The organism is Streptomyces sp. TAA040, from assembly GCF_000424845.1.
In genome coordinates, this window is the sequence record NZ_AUKR01000006.1 from 179,383 (window position 1) to 196,855 (window position 17,473).

Genomic DNA, 17,473 nt, shown 5'->3' on the forward strand with positions numbered 1-17,473 from the left:
CGGCCGGCCACGCGACGACGGACCTCCGGCGGGCCCCGGTCGCGCGGGGCGTCGCGAACGGGCGGGCGGGAGGGCCGGCAGGGGCGGGACCTACCGACTCGTAGCGTATCGGCGCGCGTACGGATCGGTGGTGCGGCGTTGGCCACACCCGCGCCCCCGGTGCGGGCCCGCCGGCGCCCGCACCGGGGGCGCGGCGCGCAGGTCAGCGGACCCGGCCCGCGCTCGCGCGGACCGGTCGGCCCCCTAACCTGGGTGCATGACGTCCGACGAGGCTCCTGACGGTCCGCGGTCCGAGGGCGCGGGCGGCCGCTGGTCCGACCTGGACCGCCCGCCGCTCAACGCGCACGCACTGCGCCGGGCGCTGGTGCGTCCGGACGCCCTGTGGTCCTCGCTGGAGGTGGTCGCCGAGACCGGTTCCACCAACTCCGACCTGGTCGCCCGGCTGCGCGGCGCACCGGTCGCCGAGGGTACCGTGCTCGTCGCGGAACGTCAGAGCACCGGCCGGGGCAGACTGGACCGTGCCTGGTCGGCCCCCTCGCGCAGCGGACTCTTCCTCTCCTTCGTGCTCCGCCCCGGCCCGGACGTCCCGGTGGCCCGGTGGGGCTGGCTCCCGCTGCTCGTGGGGGTGGCCACTGCCACCGCCCTGGCCCGGACGGCCGGTGTGGACACCGGGCTGAAGTGGCCGAACGACCTCCTGGCCGAGGTGGCGGGCGAGGAGCGCAAGATCGGCGGCATCCTCGCCGAACTGACCGGGGACCCCGAGGACGGCGCCGTCGTCGTGGGGATCGGCCTGAACATCTCGCTGCGCGCGGACGAGCTCCCGGTGCCCGGCGCGGGCTCGCTGCTGCTGGCGGGGGCCGCCGGCACCGATCGGGACCCGCTGCTGCGCGCGGTGCTCCGCGCGGTGGCCGACTGGTACGGCAGGTGGCGGGACGCCGGGGGCGACGCCGGGGCCTGCGGGCTCCAGGAGACGTACGCCGCGGGCTGCGCCACGCTCGGCCGCTCGGTGCGCGCCGAGCTGCCCGGCGGGGAGGGCCTCGAAGGCGAGGCGGTCGCGGTCGACGGAGACGGACGGCTGGTGCTCGCCACCGCGGACGGGGTCCAGCAGCCCGTCGCGGCCGGTGACGTGGTCCATCTGCGGCCCTCGCCCGCCGGCTGAACGCCGATGCGGCTCCCGTCGTACGTCCCCGCGGGTCCGGCAGGTCCGGGCGGTCCGGACCCGCGGGGCGGATCCGGACTCCGGGCAGCGGGCGTGCCGGGATGCGGGTGACCGTACGAAGGGTGAGGGTCGGGCGTCGGGTTGACGCCCCGCGGCCCGCGCCCGGCCCGGCGGGGTGCCCGCGCGGGGAGTCCGCCGGGTGTCGCCGGGGAAGTGAGCTACGGCACATCTGCCGTATGGTGGGGGCCGTGGCGTGCGCGGCAGGCGCGGTGGAAGTGATCGGAAGGGCAGTGCGCAGGGATCTGGCAAGGGGCGGGACGTGACCGCGAACGATCCGGAGGAACCGCCGCGCGAGGACGCCGAGGGCGCCGAGGACGATCCGATGGCGCTCAAGGTCGAGCAGCTCATCCTCGGCTCCGAACGCAAGTACACCCCGTTTCAGGCGGCCCGTCAGGCCGGTGTCCCGATGGAGCTGGCCTCCCGCTTCTGGCGCGCCATGGGCTTCGCCGACATCGGCCAGGCCAAGGCGCTCACCGAGTCGGACGTACTGGCCCTGCGGCGGCTGGCCGGGCTGGTCGAGGCCGGCCTGCTGGACGAGGCGACCTCCATTCAGGTGGCCCGCTCCACCGGGCAGACCACCGCGCGGCTCGCCGAGTGGCAGATCGACTCCTTCCTCGCCGGACTGACCGTCTCCCCGGAGCCCGGCATGAGCCGGATGGAGGTCACCTACCCGTTGGTGGAGCTGCTGCTGCCGGAGCTCCAGGAGTTCCTGGTGTACGTCTGGCGCCGGCAGTTGGCCGCGGCCACCGGCCGCGTGGTGCAGGCGCAGGACGACGAGGAGATGGTCGACCGCAGACTCGCGGTCGGCTTCGCCGACCTGGTGGGGTTCACCCGGCTCACCCGGCGGCTGGAGGAGGACGAACTCGGCGAACTCGTCGAGGCGTTCGAGACGACGGCGGCCGATCTGGTGGTCGCCAACGGCGGCCGGCTGGTCAAGACCCTGGGTGACGAGGTGCTCTACGTGGCCGACGACGCCGGTACCGCCTGCGAGATCGGGCTGCGGCTGATCGAGACCCTCTCCAACGACCAGACGATGCCGGAGCTGCGGGTGGGGCTCGCGTTCGGCACCGTCACCACCAGGATGGGCGACGTCTTCGGCAACACGGTCAACCTCTCCAGCAGGCTCACCTCGATAGCGCCGAAGGACCAGGTCCTGGTCGACAGTTCGGTGCGGGACGAGCTGATCGCGATGGGTGACGCGCCGGAGTCGGAGAAGGACTCGCAGAACTCCGGCGACACCGACAGCGCCTACCGGTTCGCCCTGCGCCCCCTGCACCAGCGGCCGGTGCGCGGCCTGGGGGTCGTCGAGCCCTGGCTCCTGGACCGCCGGCTCTGAGGCGCGGCCCCGGCCCTCCCGCCGCCTGCCTCCCCGCGGGTCCTCTTCGGGTTCCGCGGGTTCCGGGCGCGCACTACAGTGTGAGCGATCGTTAACCCGGGAGGTCGCGATGGTGCGTTACGGCGAGTGGGTCGAGGTCCGCACGGACCCCGAGACGCGGGTGGCCGAGCTGGTGCTCGACCGTCCGAAGGCGATGAACGCGGTCTCCACCGCGATGGCCGAGGGCATCGCCCGGGCCTGTGCGGAGCTGGCGCAGGACGCCTCGGTCCGCGCGGTGGTGCTGACGTCCACCCACGAACGGGCCTTCTGCGTCGGCGCCGACCTGAAGGAGCGCAACACCTTCGGCGACGCCGAGCTGAGCCGGCAGCGACCGAGGGCCAGGGCCGCGTACGGCGGTGTACTCGGGCTGCCGATGCCCACCATCGCGGCGGTGCACGGGTTCGCGCTCGGCGGCGGTTTCGAGCTCGCCCTCTCCTGCGACGTGATCGTCGCCGACCGCACCGCGGTACTGGGACTGCCGGAGGTCTCGGTCGGCGTGATCCCCGGGGGCGGCGGGACCCAGTTGCTGCCGCGGAGGGTCGGAGCCGCCCGGGCCGCCGAGCTGATCTTCACCGCACGGCGTGTCCCGGCCGAGGAGGCCCGGGAGCTCGGCCTGGTCGACGTGCTCACCGATGCGGGCGCGGACACCTCCGAGGCGCTGGAGCTGGCCCGCCGGATGGCGGCCCACTCCCCGGTCGGCCTGCGCGCCGCGAAGCGGGCGCTGCGCACCGGTTGGGGAACGGACCTCGCCGCCGGGCTGGAGATCGAGGACGCGGCCTGGCGTTCCGTCGCCTTCTCCGGCGACCGGGCGGAGGGGGTGGCCGCGTTCAACGAGAAGCGCCCCCCGCAGTGGCCGGGGGAGTAGGGAGAGCAGGGCGAGTCGGCCCGTGGAGGCGCGGACGGCCGTTCCCACGGCGTGCGCCGTCGTGGACGACGCCCCCGGAGGGCGCATCCGGTTCGCCGAGCGCCCTCGGCGCACGCGACAGCGCAGAGTGCGACAAAGGCTCATAACCTGGTTCGCATGGCAGACGACGCGCGGTTGCAGGCGGTGGTGGGACTGGCCCAGGCGATGGCCGCCGCCTCCGGCACCCGGGAAGTGGTCCGAGCGGCGGCCGAGCGGGCGCGAGCAGCCGTCGGGGGCGACTTCGCGGCCGTCTCGGTGTGGGAGCGGGACCGCGGTCGGCTGCGCGTGCTCGTCAACGACGGCCGGCTCGCCCCGGGCGAGGAGGCCGAGCCGCCGGACGAGTCCTACCCGGTGCACGACTTCCCGGAGATCACCGAGTTCCTGCACGAGCGCTGGGCCGGCGGCGGGGGAGTCCCGCGGGCGTGGACCGAGAGCGCGGAGGGGCGGTCGGCCGGGGCGGCGGCCTACTGCCACCAGCGCATGGCGGCGCTGCGCCGGCGGGGCCGGGGGAGCTGCGTGGTCGCGCCGGTCGTGCTGCACGGCCGCGCCTGGGGCGAGTTGTACCTGGCCCGGGACGCCGGCAGGGCCGCTTTCGGTCCGGCGGACGCGCAGTTCGCGACGGTGCTGGCCGCGGTGCTCGCCTCCGGGGTGGCGCAGACCGAGCGGCTGGAGGAGGTCCGCCGACTGGCGTTCACCGATCCGCTCACCGGTCTCGGCAACCGGCGGGCGGTGGACATGCGCCTCGACGAGGCGCTGGAGGCGCACCGGGCCGACGGCAGCGTGGTCAGCCTGCTGGTGTGCGACGTGAACGGCTTGAAGAAGGTCAACGACGTGCACGGCCACGCCGCGGGCGACCGGCTGCTGGAGCGTTTCGGCTCGCTGCTCTCCCGGTGCGGCGCGATACTGCCCGGCGCCCTCGCCGCCCGCCTGGGCGGGGACGAGTTCTGCCTGCTGGCGGTCGGCCCTGGCGCGGACGAGGCGGTCCGGGTCGCCGAGGACCTGTGCGCCCGGGCCGCCGAACTCGGCGACGGGGTCGCCTGCGGGGTCGCGTCCACCGGTGACCCGATCGGCCCGGTCCGCTCCGCCCGTCGGCTGCTCCGGCTCGCCGACGCCGCCCAGTACCGCGCGAAGGCGGCGGGGGCGGTGAAGCCGGTGGTGGCCGGCCGGGAGATCGTGCACCTCGCGGACGAGACCCCGCCGCCGACGGGAGACCGCCGGATCTTCCGGGGCCGCTGACGCGCTGCCGCCCGCGCCGCTCGGAGGCAAGAGGCGGGGCACCGTCCCCCTCGTGACAGATCACGATTCAGTGCCTAGGGTTCGTGAATATGGATATGCAGAGCTTGGTCGTGGTGGGCCCCTCCGGTGTGACCGCTGAGAGCCGAAGCTCGAAATGAGAGTGTGGACCCCAACCTGGTAGTGCACTTGCTAGCGTGAATCCCTAGATGAGAGCGATGGGGTCGCATCGGGAGGTGCTCACGTGTCGCCACGGCGATTAGCGCTGGTCACGGCTCCGGGGACGGGTGAGGCGTTCGAGTCGTGGGTGGACCGGATGGCCCGCGTGAACCGGTGCCCGCCGGCCGAGGTCGCGACCATGATGGGGCTTGGCCTGCGGGGGGCTTCCGCGGATGTGCGGCCTCCCTTGTTCGGGGTGCGGTCCGACGAGGTGGTCCGGCGGACGGTGTTCGCGGCGACGGGTGTGTCCGATGAGCGGGTGGACGCGATGCATCTGTCCGTCTTCGAGGGGGGTCCGTTGAGTGTGTCGGCGGTGCTCGAGGCGGGACGGGCGCGGCGGCCGTCTGCGGGGCAGGAGTGGGCGGCGGTGCATGGAAGCCGGGCATGTCCGTGCTGTCTGCTGGTGTCGGGTGGGGTGTGGCAGCTGTGGTGGAAGCTGTCGTGTGCGTCGGTGTGCCCCGAGCACCGAGTGGCGCTGCTGGATCGTTGTCCTTCGTGCGGCTGGGTGCTGCGGTGGGGTGGGGAGCGGCCTCGGGTCGTGCCGGCGCAGTGGGTCAGGCCGCCGACCTGCTGTGCGAACTCCGTTCGCGGGAGGCCGTGCTCGCAGTGGCTGCCCGCAGTTCGTGTGAGCCGGGCGGATGGCGGGACGGTCGAGGCGCAACGGCGGTGGCTGGACGTCGCGTACGGGCGGGTGCGCCCGGGGCTGGGGGCGTGGAGGTGGCGGCGGGTGAGTGGTTCGCGGCGTTTCGCGCGTGTGTGATCTTGTTGCGGCTGGGGCTGCCGAGGGTTCTGGGGCGTCTGCCGGATGTGCCTGCCTGGTGTGCCCGGGTTCTGTTGGAGGAGCGCGGCGAGCGCGGGGCGCATGGTGGCCGGTTCGGGTGGGGTCCAGCATCGGCCGGCGCGGCGGCGGCGTTTCTCACGGTGGTGACGCCCCTGCTGGCGGCGGAGGACGTGCGGGAGTTGTCGCGGCGGCTTGCCCGGCATGCGGCCCGGGTGGAACTCTCCGACGAGGCGATGGCCGAGGTCGGCGCGGCGGCACATCGACGAGCTGGCCGCGAAGCCGGACCCCGTCTACGGCGTCTCCACCGGCTTCGGCGCGCTCGCGGTGCGGCACATCAGCCCCGACCTGCGGGCCCGGCTGCAGCGCAACATCGTCCGCTCGCACACCGCGGGCATGGGGCCGCACGTTGAGCGCGAGGTGGTGCGCGCGCTCATGTTCCTGCGCCTGAAGACGGTCGCCTCGGGCCGCACCGGCGTCCGGACCGAGGTGCTCCGCACCATGGCCGAGGTGCTCAACGCGGGCATCACCCCGGTGGTCCACGAGTACGGCTCCCTGGGCTGCTCCGGCGACCTCGCGCCGCTCTCGCACTGCGCCCTCGCTCTGATGGGCGAGGGCGACGCCGAGGGCCCGGACGGCGTCGTCCGCCCGGCCGGTGAACTGCTCGCCGCGCACGGCATCGCCCCGGTCGCGCTGCGGGAGAAGGAAGGACTGGCCCTCCTCAACGGCACCGACGGCATGCTCGGCATGCTGGTCCTGGCCGGGGCCGACCTGGCCCGACTCCTCACCTCGGCCGACATCACCGCGGCACTGTCCCTGGAGGCGCTGCTGGGCACCGAGCGGGTGCTCGCGCCCGAGCTTCAGGCCGTCCGACCGCATCCGGGGCAGGCCGCCAGTGCCGCCAACATGCTCAGGGTGCTCGAAGGCTCCGGGCTGACCGGCCACCACAGCAACGACGCGCCGCGGGTCCAGGACGCCTACTCGGTGCGCTGCGCCCCGCAGGTGGCCGGAGCCGGCCGGGACACCCGCGCCCACGCCATGCTGGTCGCCGGGCGCGAACTCGCCGCCTCGGTGGACAACCCGGTGGTGCTGCCCGACGGCCGGGTGGAGTCCAACGGCAACTTCCACGGCGCCCCCGTCGCCTACGTGCTGGACTTCCTCGCCATCGCGGCCGCGGACCTCGCCTCCATCGCCGAGCGCCGTACCGACCGGCTGCTGGACAGGAACCGCTCGCACGGGCTACCGCCGTTCCTGGCCGACGATCCGGGGGTGGACTCGGGCCTGATGATCGCGCAGTACACCCAGGCCGCGCTGGTCGCCGAGCTGAAACGGCTGGCCGCACCGGCCTCCGTCGACTCCATCCCGTCCTCGGCGATGCAGGAGGACCACGTCTCGATGGGCTGGTCGGCGGCCCGCAAGCTCCGCACCCCGGTGGCCAACCTGAGCCGGGTGATCGCCGTGGAGCTGTTCGCCGCGTCCCGCGCGCTGGAACTGCGGGCCCGGCCCGGCTCGCAACCGGCCGCCGCCTCGCGTGCCGTGCTCGCCGCCGTCCGGGAGGCCGGGGTCGGCGGTGCGGGCGAGGACCGGTTCCTGGCCCCCGACCTGGCCGCCGCCGGGTCGGCCACCAGCCCGCTGAGCTGACGCCCTCCCCCGTTACCTTTTCTGTGGCCCCGCAATGGGGCGCCTGGCCCCCGGGAGGGGCGGTGTCCGGGGCCCGTCGGTGCGTCCGCGACCGCCGCCCGCTCCGGTGGCCGGGTCAGACGTCGACGGGGCGGGGGCGGCGGGTGGAGTGGGCCACCAGTCCGGCGCCCACCGCGAGGAAGGCCACTCCGCCCGCGAGGTAGGGCGTGGTGTCGAAGCCGCCGGTGTCGGCGAGCCGGGTGCCGGTGCGGGCGGCTTCCGCGCGGGCGGCGGCGGGCGGCGGGGCCGCCACTGCCTCGTCCTCGCCGGTGGCGTTGGCGGACGGCACGAACCACAACGCGCAGAGCAGTCCTCCCGCGACAGCGGAGGTCACCAGCGGGCGGCGGTGTGCGGCCACGGGGGCCCCTTTCCTGGTTTCCCGGTTTCCCGGTTTCCCGGTTCGGCGGTTTCCTGGGTTCTGCGGATCGCGTACGGGTCGCTGCGGAATCCGCGGGCTCTCCCTGTCGTTTCCGTGCGGCGAAACCTCGGTACGGGGGCCGATGTTAGCCACGGCGGCGGGTCGCGGGGAAGTGCGGGCCCGGATGCGGCCTACTCTCCGTGGGATGAGCGCAGAAGACACCCCCCGCCCCTCCGGACACGTACGGCTCCACGTTGAGCTGGTCCTGGAGGTGGCCGACCCCTCCGGTCTGAGTCGGGCGGCCCTCACCCGCATCCGGGACGACGAGTTGATGCCCGACGGGGAGCGCGAGCAGGCCACCGCCGCGGTCGGCGGGGACCCGGCCGAGGCGGTCGCCTACCTCGTCGACCCGATCGACCTGGTGCGCGGGGTGCCGGGGGTCGAGCTCGCCCAGGCCTCCTGGAGCAGCGGGTCCGCCGAGTACGACCCCGACGCCGGCGCGTGGCAGCTGGACGACCTCGCCGACGACCCGCGCTGAGCGCTCCTGCGTGTGCCCCGGCGGGTCCGACGCCCCGGGGCACACGCCCCCGGCGCCCGCTTCCCGCGCGCCACGTGTGATGTCACACAGTTGCCTCCCGGGTGGAACGGCTGAGGGCCCAACGGCGTTCTCATACGTAGAACTGTGACGTGGCATGCCCGATTTCGGGCAGCGGTGGCCATCGGGAGTCAGGGGCTCGGAACGCGTATGGACAAGCGAGTGAAGAAGGTCAGCACCCATCGCAGGGCACTTGCGGTGACGGCTGCCCTGCTGGGGGGCGCCCTCGTGCTCACCGCCTGCAGCGGCGGAGGTGAGGAGAGCTCCGAGGGGACGAAGAAGGGGGAGAAGTCCTCCGGGGCCGACAAGGCGGCCGCGCAGTCCTCGGAGGCCCGAATAACCATCACGCCGAAGAACGGCGCGGACAACGCGGGCATCAACTCCGACGTGCAGGTCTCGGTCGAGGACGGCGAACTCGACGAGGTCGTCATGACCGCCGTCGAGTCCGGCGCGGCGGTGGAGGGCGAGCTCGCACAGGACGGCACCTCCTGGAAGCCCGGCATCCAGCTGGAGCGGGCTACCGAGTACCGCGTCGAGGCGGTTGCGACGGACGGCGACGGCCGGGAGACCACCCAGAACTCCACCTTCACCACCGTCTCCCCGGACAGCAGCTTCATCGGGTACTTCACCCCGGAGGACGGTTCCGAGGTCGGCGTCGGGATGCCGGTCTCGATCAACTTCGACAAGCCGGTCTCGAACAAGGCCGACGTGCAACAGGCCATCGAGGTCGACAGCTCCAGCGGCCAGGAGATCGTCGGGCACTGGTTCGACGACAAGCGGCTGGACTTCCGTCCGCAGGAGTACTGGAAGGCCGGCTCCGAGGTCGACGTCAACATGGCGCTGGACGGCGTCGAGGCAGCCGAGGGCGTCACCGGCGTCCAGGAGAAGAGCTTCAGCTTCACCGTGGGCCGCTCGCAGGTCAGCACGGTGGACACCAAGGCGCACACCATGACCGTCGTGCGCGACGGCGAGAAGATCAAGACCTTCCCGATCTCCGCGGGCAGCGAGGAGAACCCCACCTACAACGGTGAGATGGTGATCTCCGAGAAGCACGAGGAGACCCGGATGAACGGCGCCACCGTCGGCTTCACCGACGACGACGGCGAGGGCGAGTACGACATCCCCGACGTGCCGCACGCCATGCGCCTGTCGACCTCCGGCACCTTCATCCACGGCAACTACTGGGGCGCGCCCTTCGGCTCCGGCAACACCAGCCACGGCTGCGTCGGGCTCAAGGACGTCAAGGGGGCCGACGACAACTCCACGGACGGCGCCTGGTTCTTCGACAACTCGATGGTCGGCGACCTCGTCGTGGTGAAGAACTCCCCGGACCGCTCCATCGACCCGGACAACGGCCTGAACGGCTGGAACATGTCCTGGGCCGACTGGAAGGGCGGTTCGGCGGTCTGACGGACGCCGGGGCCGTCCGGACCGGACGGCCGGGGGCAGCCGCGAAGGGCCCCGGCGGGATCGACGCGAAGTGATCCCGCCGGGGCCCCTTGCGTGCGACCGTCACCGGCCGCCGTCGCGGGGTCCGCTCCGGTCCGCTCAGGCGGCCACCGTGCGGAACTCCGTCAGCAGCGCCTCGTCGAAGGCCTTCAGGTCGTCCGGCTTCCGGCTCGTGATCAGCACGTTGGGTCCGGCGTCGCAGACCATCACCTGCTGGTCCACCCAGATACCGCCCGCGTTGCGGATGTCGGTCTCCAGGCTCGGCCAGGAGGTCAGCGTCCGGCCGTGCAGCATGTCGGCCTCGATCAGCGTCCACGGCGCATGGCAGATCGCGGCCACCGGCTTGCCCGCCTTGAAGAACTCGCGGACGAAGGACACCGCGTCGCGGTCCAGCCGCAGCGCGTCCGGGTTGGCGACGCCGCCCGGCAGGACCAGGCCGTCGTAGTCCTCGATCCGGGCCTCGGACACCTTGCGGTCCACCGGGAAGACGTCCGCCTTGTCCAGGTGGTCGAACGCCTGCACCTCCTGGTCCGTGGTGGACAGCAGGTGCGGCGTCCCCCCGGCGTTCCTGACCGCGTCCCATGGATCGGTCAGTTCAATCTGCTCCACGCCTTCGTGGGCGACGAGAAAGGCAATCCGCACGTCCCTCACTTCCCTTCTGCTGTGGTGGCAGGGACTGTGCACCGGTTCCCCGCAAACGAGGACGTATGCCGCCGCACTCCCTCCTTTCCGTCCGGGGCCGGTCCTCGGACGCTCCACGGCCGTACCGCGGTGAATTGTGCATGATCTGCATTTCTTCATAAGCTGCAAGAATGACGAGAAGGGCTGCCGACCCCGCCGGGCTCCGTGAGCGGAAGAAGCGGGCCACCCGGACGGCGCTGGCCGAGGCCGCGGTCCGGCTGGCAGCGCGGGACGGAGCGGAGCACGTCACGGTCGAGGCGATCAGCGAGGCCGCGGGGGTCTCCGCGCGCACCTTCTTCAACTACTTCGACAGCCGCGACGACGCCTTCGTGATGATCGACGCCGGGGTCGGCGCCCGGATCCGCCAGGCCCTGCGGGAAGTCCCCGTCCACTTGCCGCCGCTGGAAGCGCTGCGGGAGGCGATGGCCGGCGAACTGGCCGACGTCGAGGAACGGCACGAGGTGTGGAGTCTGCGCGCCGAAGTGCTTCGCCGGTCGCCGCACCTGCTCGTCCGCGGTCTGGGCGCGCACATGGCTGAGGAACTGGACCTGGCCGCCGCGCTTGCCGAGCGGATCGACTCCACACCCCCCGGTCCGTCCGCCGCGGCGGACCCCTCCGGCGCCTCCGAGCCGCCCGAAGCCCTCGCCGCGCACGACCCCGGCGGGGCCGGCGCGTCCGGTGACGGCTCCACCGGCTGCACCGGCAGCGGAACGGAGGGCGCCCCCTGTCCGGCGCCCGGCCTCTACACGCGGCTGCTGTCCGCGGTCGCGGGCACAGCCGTACGGGTCTCCATCGAGCACTGGAGCGCCCAGCCGGACGCGGCCCCCTTCCAGGAGATCTTCCACCGCACCTTCGACCACCTGGCCGCAGGGCTTCTACCGCCCTCGACCGGCCGCCGATCCGACCCCGGCACCCGCTGACCCGACCCGGCCCCCGCGGTCCCAGCCCCGCACGTCCGAAGCCCCGAAGACGGACCCCTTGACGACGACTCGGGCGCCCGAAGAGGCGCCGACGCCCTCGTCCGCACCCATGACCAGCCGGCAGACACTCCAGGCCATGTCGGGGCTGATGGCAGGCATGTCCGTCGCCATCCTGACCGGCACGGTCGTGGCCAACGCGCTGCCCCGTATCGTCGCGGACCTCCAGGCCAGCCAGTCCTCCTACACCTGGGTCGTCACCTCCGAACTGCTGGCGATGACCGCCACCGTGCCGCTGTGGGGGAAGCTCTCCGACCTCTACCACAAGAAGCTGCTGCTCCAACTGGCGCTGGGCATGTTCGTGATCGGTTCCCTGCTGGCCGGCTTCTCCCAGGGCGTCGAACTGCTCATCTTCAGCCGTGCGGTGCAGGGCATCGGCGCCGGCGGACTGACCGTGCTCGTCCAGGTCGTGATGGCCGCGGTGATCCCACCGCGGCGCCTGGACAAGTACGCGGGCATCTTCCGTGCCGTGTTCGCCGTCGGAACCGTCGCCGGGCCGCTGATCGGCGGCGTGCTGGTGGACACCTCCCGGCTCGGCTGGCGCTGGTGCTTCTTCATCGGCGTCCCGTTCGCGCTGGCCGCGATCGTGGTGCTCCAGCGCACCCTGCACCTGCCCACCGTCCGGCGCGGGGTGCGGATCGACTTCCTCGGCGCGCTGCTGATCGTCACCGGCGTCTCCGCCCTGCTGATCTGGACCTCGCTGGCCGGCAACGAGTTCGACTGGGCCTCCTGGCAGACCGCCGCGCTGACCGGCGGCGGCACCGTGCTGCTGGCTGCCGCGGTGTTCGTGGAGACCTGAGTGCCGGAACCGATCATCCCGCTCACGATCTTCCGCAACCGCACCGTCACGCTGACCACTGTGGCCAGCCTGCTGGTCGGAGCCGCCATGTTCGGCGGCACGGTCTTCCTCGCCCAGTACTTCCAGCTCGTGCTGGGCAAGTCGCCGACCGTCGCCGGGCTGATGAGCCTTCCGATGATCTTCGGGCTGCTCGTCTCCTCCACTGTGGCCGGGCAGATCGTCAGTGCCACCGGCAGGTGGAAGCGGTACCTCGTCGCCGGGGCGCTGCTCATGACGATCGGCCTCGGTCTGCTGTCCACCCTCGACTCCGGCACCGGCTTCGGCCTGCTCAGCTTCTACATGGCCGTGCTCGGAGTCGGGGTCGGCATGCTGATGCAGAACCTGGTTCTCGCCGCGCAGAACGACGTGCCCGCCGCCGAGCTGGGCGCGGCGACCTCGGTGCTGTCCTTCTTCCGCAGCATGGGCGGCACGATCGGCGTCAGCGTGCTCGGCGCGATCCTGGCCAACCGGGTCACCTCGGAACTGGCGGACGGCCTCGGCACCGCCGGTGCGGCGCCGGAGTCCGGGGGCGGGGGCGCCGTTCCGGACGTCACCAGTCTGCCCGGGCCGGTCCGGGAACTGGTGGAGCACCCGTACGGAGCCGCCACCGCCGACCTCTTCCTCTACGCGGTCCCCTTCGCGGCGCTGGCACTGCTCACGGTGCTCTTCATCCAGGAGAAGCCGCTCAAGACGACCAGCGGCCAGGAGCGTCTCGCCCGGGAGGCCGCCGAGGAGGGCGTCGCCGACGTGCCGGCCACCGGCCAGGACCGGGACCCGAACGAGGGGCCGGCGGCCGGTGCCGAGTCCCCGCAGGGGCCCGGCTCCGACCGGCCCGAGCAGCTCGCGCCTCCGGTCTGCTGACCGCCCGGGGCGGGGCCGCCCGATCCGGGGCGGGCTCCGGCCTCCGTCCGGTGCGGAGCCTCTGCCCGGTGCGGTTCCTGCGCGGTACCTCTGCCCGGTGCCGTTCCTCCCTTCGGGTGAACGGCACCGGGCAGAGGTGCAGGTGCGGCCCAGGTGGGTAGCACTGGACCATCACTCGCCCCGACAGAACGCCTCCACTCCACCGCGCCGAACCAACCACCGCAGTTCGCAGAGCCGTTGCAGTGCACTGAGCCGGGCCCGGAACAGCCGACGGGCACCGGCTCAGTGCGCGCGGCCGCCGGTCAGCGGAGGGCGCCGAGCAGTGCGCACGCCGCGTCCGCCAGACCGTCCCCCCTCCGGAACCGCCGGGAGGACAGCGCGACGACCGCCGTTCCGGCCTCCGGACAGAAGCCCAGAAACGCCTGCTGGCCGCAGGTGGCGCCCGCGTGGAAGAGCATCGGTCCCTGGGCGCCGTCGTGCCGGAACCACGTCAGGGTGTGCGCCTCGCACCCTCCGCGCCCGCGCCGCAGCACCGGCCGTCGTACTTCCCGCAACGCTGCCGCCAGCGAGTCCGTGGCCGGTGCCACCGCGTCCCCAGCCGTCCGCTCGGGCGGCAGATGGGCCTCCAGGTACCCCAGCAGCCCGTGCACCCCCGCCCGAACGGCACCCGCGGGGGCGAAACCTGCCGTCAGCAGCGGCGGTACCGGCGTCACCCCGTCCCGCCGGTGGCCGACGGCATCCGTCGCCGGGCCCTGCGGCGCGAGTCGGACGTCCACCGAGTCCAACGGTTCCAGCACCCGGGCGCGCACCGCCTCCTCCCACGGGACGCCTTCGGCCGCCGCGAGCGCGTGCCCGAGCACGGCCGCCCCGAAGTTCGAGTAGTGCCAGCGGGCGCCCGGCTCCCACCGCGGCTCCGCCGCCAGGAACGCCTCGACCACCCGCCGCGCCGGGTGGTCCGCGTACGGGTTCGTCCGCCAGGCCGGCAGCGCCTGCCGGTAGAAACCCGGGGGCAACCGCGGGAGCCCACCGGTGTGGGTGGCCAGGTGGAACAGCGTCGTCCGCGCCGACGGGCCCCCGGCCGGGCCGCCCAGCAGCAGCCGGGCGGCCGGATCGCCCGCCCGGACCCGGCCGCTCGCCACCAGCTCCGCCAGCAGCAATCCGGTGAACGTCTTGGTGGCCGAGCCGATCTCGAAGCGCAGGCGCTCCCTCGGCACCGCCGGCTCCGGAGCCGAGCCGCCCGAGCACACCGCCCGGCGCCCCGCGTGGGACACCCCGAACACCACGTCCGGTGCGTCCACCGCGCACACGGCGCGCTCCAACTGCTCCCGCTCGCGCCGAGGGGCGTCACCGGAGTGGACCGGCGCACCACCACCACCGCCACCGGCGCGCGGTCGGGAGCGTCCGGCAGCCGCCCGCGTGCCGGGAGGCGTCCGGACGGGTGCACGGCGGGCGCTGCCGGCGAAGGGGCTCACGCCGGGGCCTCGGTCAGCTCGCCCATCGCCCGCGAGGTGGCCAGTACCGAGGCGAAGGCGGCAACCAGCGTCGGGTGGTAGCGCTCGTCGAAGACCTCGTCGGTGTCCACGAGCCCGCCCCCGTCCGGCTCCCGCCCGTCCGGGCCGCGGGTGCCGGGCGAGGCGGCGGGCATGGAACCGTCCGGGGCCTGGGCGGCGGCGAAGGCCCGCCAGGTCCGCTCGTCCAGAGCGGGCCGCGGCAGGCACGCGTCGACCACCAGCAGTTCGCCCAGCAGGTCCCAGTGGCCGATCTCCAGCCAGTCCGCGGTCCAGGCGGGCAGCCAGGCGGCGAGGTACTCCGCGATGTCCGCGGGCAGACCCTCCGGGCGTTCGCCCCAGTCCGTCAGATGGAAGACGGTGTGGGTGATGCTGTACCCGAGGTTCAGCTCCACCGTCCACGGCTCCGGGAGCCTGCCGAGCCAGGTGGCTCGCGCGGCCTCCTCGACCGGGACACTGGGCGGTAGCCCGAAGCGGCGCTCGAACGCGGAGATCCCCAACCGCCGTACCGGCAGCGCCTCCAGCGCCGACCAACTGCCCAACCGGTGGGTCAGCCGCGCCGCCCGCTCCACGTCGGGGGCCGAGTAGCCGAGCTCGTGGAACGGCACGTAGATCTCGAACGGGATCGCCGACAGCGGCTCGCGCTCCTGCATCCACGCCAGCATCCGGCCGCCGTCCAGCAGCTCCCGCCAGGCGTGGTCCATCAGCTTGCGGGCCAGCGCGGCCTGCTGCGAACCCGCCACGCCTTCGCGGAACAGCACCTTGCCGATCAGCGCGAGCTCCCCGATGGGCTTCAGCCGGTCCTTGGTCTCCCACTCCACGGACCCGGGGCCGCCTGTCGGCGGCACACCGCCGGGCGAGCCCCCCGGGGCGGCCGACGCGTCCGGCCGGTGGGCCCTGAACCCCTCCCGGCGCGCGTGCAGCCACTCCACCGCCCGCACCCCGACGCCGTGCACCTCGCGCACCAGGTCCCCGTCGGTCACACCGCACCTCCGGTCCGTGCTCCGGCCGTCACGTCCGTCCGGGAGCGACGGCCGCCTTCGGGGGCCGCCGTCCCCGCCTCGGTACGGGCCGCGCCCGTGCGCGCCCGGGACCGGCCGGACCCGGGGGCCCGCTCCCGTTCCGTCTCCGGAGGGCCGTCCCCGGCCGGGCGGGCCTCCTCCAACCGGCGGGCCGTCAGGGTCGCGGCGAACGCGGAGGCGAGGGTGGAGTGGTAGCACCCCGCGAACACCGTGTCGGCCGAGGCGTCCGAGGGCGGCGCCCCCACCTCGCAGAGCGAGCCGCCCGCGCCGCGGGCCCGCTCGATCCGCCGCCACGCCGGTCCCGTGTGCCCGCCTGAGAGCGGCACCGGCAGGCTCGCCGCCACCGCGAGCAGCTCGCAGCTCAGATCCCACTGCTCGTCGGCCAGGCAGGTGTCGAGCCAGCTCGGCAGCCAGGCGTGCAGGTAGTCGCTCAGGTCGGCGGGCATCCGCTGCGGCGCGCCGCCCCAGTCGGTCACGTGGAAGACCGCGTGGGTGAGGTGGTAGCCCACCGTGCGCTCGAACATCCATGGCTCCGGCATCCCGCCGAGCCAGGTCCGGTGGAGCGCCGTCGCGAAACCGGCGTGCGGGGTGATCCCGCAGCGCCGCTCGGCGTTGAGGATGCCCAGCCGGCGGTTGGGCTCCTGCTCGGTCCACTGCCAACCGCGCGTGTGGGAGAGCGCCGTCGCGAACCGTTCGAACGTGGCGTTCCTGAGTCCGGCCCCGGCGAAAGCGGCGTAGATTTCCAGTGGATAGGTCGACTGCGGCTCACCCCGGAAGAGGTCGAGCAGCACCCCGCCTTCCCGCGTCTGGATCCAGGCGAATTCGAGAAGCTCTGCCGAGAGTCGGTGGCGCGGATCGTCCACGGGTGTGTTCTCCTGAATGGACGCACTCAACTGCGCGAGTTCCCCCAGCGGTTTCATCGTCCAGTTCAGATCCGTTCCCGGGTCCAGCACATCGGCGGGAAGGGTGAATCGGGAAAGGTGTTCCCTCGTCCATTCCAGTGAATCGACCGCAATACGCACGCACATCGCGTCGAGGAATTCCACCGTCACTTCACCGCCTCCGCACGGGCCGGGGCCCGTGATCTCAGAAACCGCGCCGCCTGCACGTGCAGGGCCACCCGCGGGTCCCCGCCGCCCATGTGCCCGACGAAGTCGAGCCCGGAGTCGAGTCCCAGCGTCTGCGGCGCGCCACCACCGAGGGCCAGCCAGCGGCCCGCGCCGGCCGCCTGCAGCCAGTCGCGGCGACGGACCGCGCGGACGAAGCCGCGGGACAGGTCCACGGGCCGCCCTGCGGCCGTCTCGGCCACCGCGGACCGGGTGGTGGGCACCGCGAGCGCCGCGAGCACCGCGAGCTGGTGTGTCAGCTCCTGCCAGTCCGTACGCTCCAGCCAGGAGGCGTCCGGCTCCGCTGCCCGGCCGCCCGCCGTCCGGGCCGGTCCGGCCGACTGGTCGAGCCGTTCCACCTGGCTCAGCGCCTGTTCCATGGCCCAGTGGCTCCAGACCGTCACGACGGAGGAGCCCTCGCCCGGCGGAAAGGCCCGCACGGCCTCCCGGAACAATCGGAGATCCGGCTCCTGCGGCCGCTGCCGCAGGAGGGTGCTCGGCAGCAGCACGTCCGCTCCCAGCACTCGTACGGCAGCGACGCCCACGGCGTCCTGCCCATCGGTCCGTCCCGCTCCCGTCGCAACGGAGCGGTGGTCCCCGCCCGTGAGGGCGGAGACCACCTCCGAAGCAAGGTCGCACACTGCGCCCGACAATTGCTCCATTTCTAGGG

The 17,473-nt window shown here is 73.6% G+C and carries 14 protein-coding genes and 2 pseudogenes; 10 read left to right on the forward strand and 6 right to left on the reverse strand.

The genetic code is table 11. The annotated features are described in order from the left end of the window. The first annotated feature begins 256 nt into the window (after positions 1 to 256). The 6 genes and pseudogenes from H300_RS0106530 to hutH all read left to right on the forward strand — a co-directional run. Positions 257 to 1,159 (forward strand): biotin--[acetyl-CoA-carboxylase] ligase, encoded by a 903-nt coding sequence (locus tag H300_RS0106530; protein WP_028426796.1) that lies wholly within the window; start codon positions 257 to 259, stop codon positions 1,157 to 1,159. Between the two features lie 319 nt (positions 1,160 to 1,478). Further along, entirely contained in the window at positions 1,479 to 2,555 is a 1,077-nt protein-coding gene (locus H300_RS0106535) for an adenylate/guanylate cyclase domain-containing protein (RefSeq protein ID WP_028426797.1), read from the forward strand. A 109-nt stretch (positions 2,556 to 2,664) separates the two neighbouring features. Next, entirely contained in the window at positions 2,665 to 3,459 is a 795-nt protein-coding gene (locus tag H300_RS0106540) for an enoyl-CoA hydratase-related protein (protein ID WP_037979282.1), read from the forward strand. Positions 3,460 to 3,615: 156 nt separating this feature from the next. Continuing rightward, positions 3,616 to 4,734 (forward strand): diguanylate cyclase domain-containing protein, encoded by a 1,119-nt coding sequence (locus H300_RS0106545; RefSeq protein ID WP_028426799.1) that lies wholly within the window; start codon positions 3,616 to 3,618, stop codon positions 4,732 to 4,734. A gap of 241 nt (positions 4,735 to 4,975) precedes the next feature. Next, positions 4,976 to 5,710, forward strand: a complete 735-nt coding sequence (locus H300_RS0106550; protein WP_028426800.1) for a TniQ family protein — start codon at positions 4,976 to 4,978, stop codon at positions 5,708 to 5,710. Positions 5,711 to 5,871: 161 nt separating this feature from the next. Further along, a pseudogene (gene hutH, locus H300_RS25315) lies at positions 5,872 to 7,342 on the forward strand (histidine ammonia-lyase); the annotation flags it as partial. 142 nt (positions 7,343 to 7,484) lie between these two features. Here the strand turns inward: hutH and H300_RS0106560 are convergent. Next, positions 7,485 to 7,766 carry an LAETG motif-containing sortase-dependent surface protein gene (locus H300_RS0106560; protein WP_028426801.1) on the reverse strand — a complete coding sequence of 94 codons (282 nt, stop codon included), beginning with the start codon at positions 7,764 to 7,766 and terminating at the stop codon, positions 7,485 to 7,487. 205 nt (positions 7,767 to 7,971) lie between these two features. On the opposite strand from H300_RS0106560, the gene H300_RS0106565 reads away from it, so the two are divergent. Together H300_RS0106565 and H300_RS0106570 are read left to right on the forward strand one after the other, a co-directional pair. Further along, positions 7,972 to 8,304, forward strand: a complete 333-nt coding sequence (locus H300_RS0106565; RefSeq protein ID WP_028426802.1) for a hypothetical protein — start codon at positions 7,972 to 7,974, stop codon at positions 8,302 to 8,304. Between the two features lie 207 nt (positions 8,305 to 8,511). Next, the gene (locus H300_RS0106570) at positions 8,512 to 9,771 is read left to right on the forward strand and encodes an Ig-like domain-containing protein (protein WP_028426803.1); all 1,260 of its coding nucleotides are present in this window, start codon (positions 8,512 to 8,514) and stop codon (positions 9,769 to 9,771) included. Positions 9,772 to 9,909: 138 nt separating this feature from the next. On the opposite strand, the gene H300_RS0106575 is transcribed toward H300_RS0106570, so the two are convergent. Then, positions 9,910 to 10,452, reverse strand: a complete 543-nt coding sequence (locus H300_RS0106575; protein ID WP_028426804.1) for a type 1 glutamine amidotransferase domain-containing protein — start codon at positions 10,450 to 10,452, stop codon at positions 9,910 to 9,912. Between the two features lie 170 nt (positions 10,453 to 10,622). Here H300_RS0106575 and H300_RS0106580 point away from each other — a divergent pair, with 170 nt between their 5' ends. Both H300_RS0106580 and H300_RS25320 read left to right on the forward strand, forming a co-directional pair. Beyond that, entirely contained in the window at positions 10,623 to 11,411 is a 789-nt protein-coding gene (locus H300_RS0106580; RefSeq protein WP_028426805.1) for a TetR/AcrR family transcriptional regulator, read from the forward strand. Between the two features lie 109 nt (positions 11,412 to 11,520). Next, positions 11,521 to 13,167 (forward strand): annotated as a pseudogene (locus H300_RS25320) (MDR family MFS transporter). Positions 13,168 to 13,469: 302 nt separating this feature from the next. Here the strand turns inward: H300_RS25320 and H300_RS25325 are convergent. From H300_RS25325 to H300_RS30930, 4 genes are read right to left on the reverse strand one after another with little or no spacing between them, the layout of a single operon-like run. After that, positions 13,470 to 14,639: a serine hydrolase domain-containing protein gene (locus tag H300_RS25325; RefSeq protein WP_486583581.1), complete on the reverse strand. Its 1,170-nt coding sequence runs from the start codon at positions 14,637 to 14,639 to the stop codon at positions 13,470 to 13,472. Further along, a complete protein-coding gene (locus tag H300_RS0106595; protein WP_028426806.1) occupies positions 14,636 to 15,658 on the reverse strand; it encodes a DUF6895 family protein in 1,023 nt (340 codons plus the stop codon). The genes H300_RS25325 and H300_RS0106595 overlap by 4 nt, the downstream gene beginning before the upstream one ends. After that, the gene (locus tag H300_RS25330) at positions 15,655 to 16,749 is read right to left on the reverse strand and encodes a DUF6895 family protein (protein ID WP_158678330.1); all 1,095 of its coding nucleotides are present in this window, start codon (positions 16,747 to 16,749) and stop codon (positions 15,655 to 15,657) included. The genes H300_RS0106595 and H300_RS25330 overlap by 4 nt, the downstream gene beginning before the upstream one ends. Continuing rightward, the gene (locus H300_RS30930; protein ID WP_028426807.1) at positions 16,746 to 17,465 is read right to left on the reverse strand and encodes a hypothetical protein; all 720 of its coding nucleotides are present in this window, start codon (positions 17,463 to 17,465) and stop codon (positions 16,746 to 16,748) included. Before H300_RS30930 ends, H300_RS25330 begins: the two co-directional genes overlap by 4 nt. Between the last annotated feature and the right edge of the window lie 8 nt (positions 17,466 to 17,473).